This window comes from Streptomyces sp. NPDC006335, from assembly GCF_040612795.1.
Lineage (GTDB): Bacteria > Actinomycetota > Actinomycetes > Streptomycetales > Streptomycetaceae > Streptomyces.
This window is the reverse complement of the sequence record NZ_JBEXQX010000019.1, coordinates 169,318-173,036: the sequence shown is the minus strand read 5'-3', so window position 1 is coordinate 173,036 and position 3,719 is coordinate 169,318. Positions and strand designations below refer to the sequence as shown.

Sequence of the window (3,719 nt, the reverse complement as noted above, 5' to 3'; positions counted from 1 at the left end):
GGAGCGAGTAACTCCCACTCCTGATCGGTGAGTTCATGACGAGGTATCACCCCACCATGATCCACCACCTGATGATCTTTGAAGACGGACCTTAGTCCGCGTCGTGGAGGACGGTCAAGAAGGCCGTGGACTCGGTCTGGCCGGAGCCCCGGAAGAAGCTGCCGCCACGGCCAACTGCGCTGGATCCGTACAAGCAAGTGGTCGACGAGATGCTGCGGACGGACCTTGACGCGCCGCGCAAGCAGCGCCATACGATCACGCGGATCTTCCACCGGCTCATCGAGGAGCACGGCGCCGATGTGTCCTACCAGATGGTCCGCCGCTATGTCTCCGACCGGAAGCCGGAGATCCTTGCGGCCTCGGGCAAGGCCCCCGTGGAAGCGTTCGTGCCGCAGACCCATCTGCCGGGCCACGAGGCGGAGGTCGATTTCGGCGACGTGACCGTGCGCCTGGCCAATGAGTTGGTGACCTGCTATCTGTTCTCGCTCCGCTTGTCCTACTCGGGCAAGGCCGTCCACCGGGTCTTCGCCTCCTGCGGCCAGGAAGCCTTCTTCGAAGGGCACGTGCACGCGCTTCGCACGCTGGGGGGCGTCCCGCGAAGCAAGATCCGTTACGACAACCTGAAGTCGGCCGTCGCCCAGGTACTGGGGCTGAGCCGGGCCCGGGTGGAGACCGACCGGTGGATCGCCTTCCGCTCGCACTTCAACATCGAGAGCTTCTACTGCCGCCCCGGAATCGAAGGCGCCCACGAGAAGGGCGGCGTCGAAGGGATGATCGGCTACTTCCGCCGCAACCACTTCACACCGGTCCCGGAAGTCGGCTCCCTCGCCGAGCTGAACGAGATGGTCGACCAGTGGGACCTGCACGACGCGCATCGCCGGATCGGTTCGCGGCCGCGGACCGTCGACGAGTACTTCGCAATCGAGCAGCCGCTGCTGATGCCGCTGCCGGAAGAGCCGTTCGAGACCGGCCGGCAGTCCGTGGACGCCGGCGCGGTCGACGGTCAGCTCGCCATGAGGAAATTCGAGGAGCACCGCGCCGAAATGGCGCTGGCCAGCTCTTCAGGGTTTTCCGTTGTATCACTGACGATGTGGTCAGGATGTCGTTAAGGTCCGCGCAGGACAGCGGTTTCGGGGGGCGCAGGTGCGGGGGCGAATGTGGACCGCGGGACTGGTGTCGCTCGCTGGTGTGAGCGCACTGCTGGCCCTGTTGCTGGCACTGGTGGGCAACGCCGCCACAGCGACTGCACGTTGGCCGCTTGTGGATGCGCTGCGGCAGGATCCGTGGCCGTGGGTGGGCGTGTTCGGCGCGCTGGCGTGTGTCGTTGCTGGCGTCGTGACTTGGATGCAGCTACGTCCTCCGCCGGTGCGGGATGACCCGCCGCCGCCTGCGCCTGTAGCGGTTCCGTCGTGGTTCGTGGACCGGGAACAGACCCGCCAGGCGGTCGGTGCAGTGTGCCACCGCGGCGCTCCCACGGTGGGCATTACCACCTCGCTGTGGGGAGCGGGTGGTTTCGGCAAAACCACCCTGGCCACGGCAGTGTGCGCGCACTGGCGCGTGCGGTGGCGGTTTCGTCGAAGGATCTATCTGATCACCATCGGCCGGGACGTCCGCGGACGTGCCGCCATGGCGGCGAAAATCGCGGAAGTCACCCGGTTCATCACCGGTGACACCTCCGAGTTCAGCGATCCCGACCTGGCTGGCCGTCATCTGGGCCGCCTGCTCGAGCTGCGGCCGCGCACCCTGCTAGTCCTGGATGACGTCTGGGAGGAGGAGCAACTCGCTCCCTTCCTCTACGGCGGTCGGCCCTGCGTGCGGCTGGTGACCACTCGCATCCCGAAACTGCTGCCCCCAGGGGCACGCTCCGTCCACGTCGATGAACTGTCCCCCGCACAGGCCAGAACGCTGCTGATGCGGGACCTACCACCGCTTCCAGGCGACCTGGTCGACGGACTGCTGCGGTCGACCGGCCGCTGGGCGCTGCTGCTGCGCCTGACCAACCGTCTGATCGTCGAGCAGACAACCGCCGGGGCCGACCCCGTCGCCACAGCCGAACAGATCCTGCACCGGTTGCGCGTACACGGCCCTGCCACGGTTGACGATCCCACCGGCTCCTGGAACATGGACGATCCCCGCCTGCGCAACCAAGCCGTGCAGGCCTCCATTGAAGCCGCCACTACCCTTCTGCCGCCCGGCGGCGCCGACCGCTTCAGCGAACTCGGTATCTTCGCTGAAGACGAATCGATCCCTATTTCCCTCGCTGCGCTGCTGTGGCAGACCACCGGCGGGCTCACCGACGCCCAAGGGCGGAGGCTGTGCCAGGAGCTGGAGCGGCTGTCCCTCATCACCCTCGACCCGCATCACGGTGGCAGGATCAGCCTGCACGATGTCCTGCGCGACTACCTCCGCAACAGCCTCGGTGAAAGCCGCCTTCGCCACCTCAACGGACTGCTGATCGACGCCGTCGCCGCCACACTGCCCCCCGCCCAGCCGCTTGCGCCCGCCGCACCCGATCCCGAACGCGCCTGGTGGCAGCTTCAGGACGGCTACCTCCTCGACCACCTCATAGACCACCTCCTGGCCTCGGGGCGCACCGCCGATGCCGAAGAAGTAGCCGGTGACGTGCGCTGGGTTGAAACACGCCTGATGCACCGAGGCCCCAGTGCCCCATGGAACGACCTCATCCAAATTGACACTCCCCACAGCCGTAATCTGGCACGCCCCCTCGCCCAAAGCGCCCACCTCCTGACTCCAACCGTTCCCTCCCAAGCCCTAACTGGCGTCCTGCATCAACGGCTCGAGGAACACCCGTACTGGCACTCCCAAATCACCGCCCGCCAGCAAGATCCCACCCAGCGCCCCTGTCTCGGCATCTGGTGGCCACTGCCAGATACCCCCCACGCAGCCCTAGAGCGGACCCTGCCACTGCCGGATACCCCTCACGAGGCTCTGGAGCAGACCCTCACGAGCGACACCGACTGGGTGCGAGAAGTGGCGATCGGTCCGGACGGCACCTGGCTCGCCATCACCAGTAGCGACCAGACGGTGCGGATTTGGGACCGCGCCACCGGACGATGCACCACCACCCTCACCGGCCACACCGACACGGTGGGGTCGGTGGCAATCAGCCCGGACGGGTCCTGGCTGGCCACCAGCCACGCACGGGAAGTGCGGATCTGGGACCGCGCCACCGGACGGTGCACCACCACCCTCATCGGTCACACCGGCTGGGTGCGAGAAGTGGCGATCGGTCCGGACGGCACGTGGCTCGCCACCACCAGTAGCGACCGGACGGTGCGGATTTGGGACCGCGCCACCGGTCAATGCACCACCACCCTCATCGGCCACACCGACACGGTGGAGTCGGTGGCGATCAGCCCGGACGGCACCTGGCTCGCCACCACCAGTAGCGACCAGACGGTGCGGACCTGGGACCGCGCCACCGGTCAATGCACTGCCAGCCTCACCGGCTACATCGACCTGGTACGTGCAGTGGCGATCGGCCCGGACGGCACCTGGCTGGCTACCAGCCACGATCGAGAAGTGCGAATTTGGGACCGCGCCACCGGTCAATGCACTGCCACTCTCACCGGCTACAACGACAGAGTGCATGGGGTGGCGATCAGCCCGGACGGCACCTGGCTCGCCACCGCCAGTAGTTTCCGTTTTGTGCATATCTGGGACCGGGCCACTGGTCGTTGCACCGCCACCCTAGGCGG

At 67.0% G+C, this 3,719-nt stretch carries 1 protein-coding gene and 1 pseudogene; both read left to right on the top strand.

Going from position 1 to position 3,719, the window contains the following annotated elements:
* Nucleotides 1–113: 113 nt before the first annotated feature.
* Nucleotides 114–1,109, top strand: a pseudogene (istA, locus tag ABZ098_RS37235) (IS21 family transposase); the annotation flags it as partial.
* Between the two features lie 79 nt (nt 1,110–1,188).
* Nucleotides 1,189–3,719, top strand: a 2,531-nt coding sequence (locus tag ABZ098_RS37230; RefSeq protein ID WP_356598176.1) for an NB-ARC domain-containing protein, incomplete at its 3' end; no start/stop codon positions are given.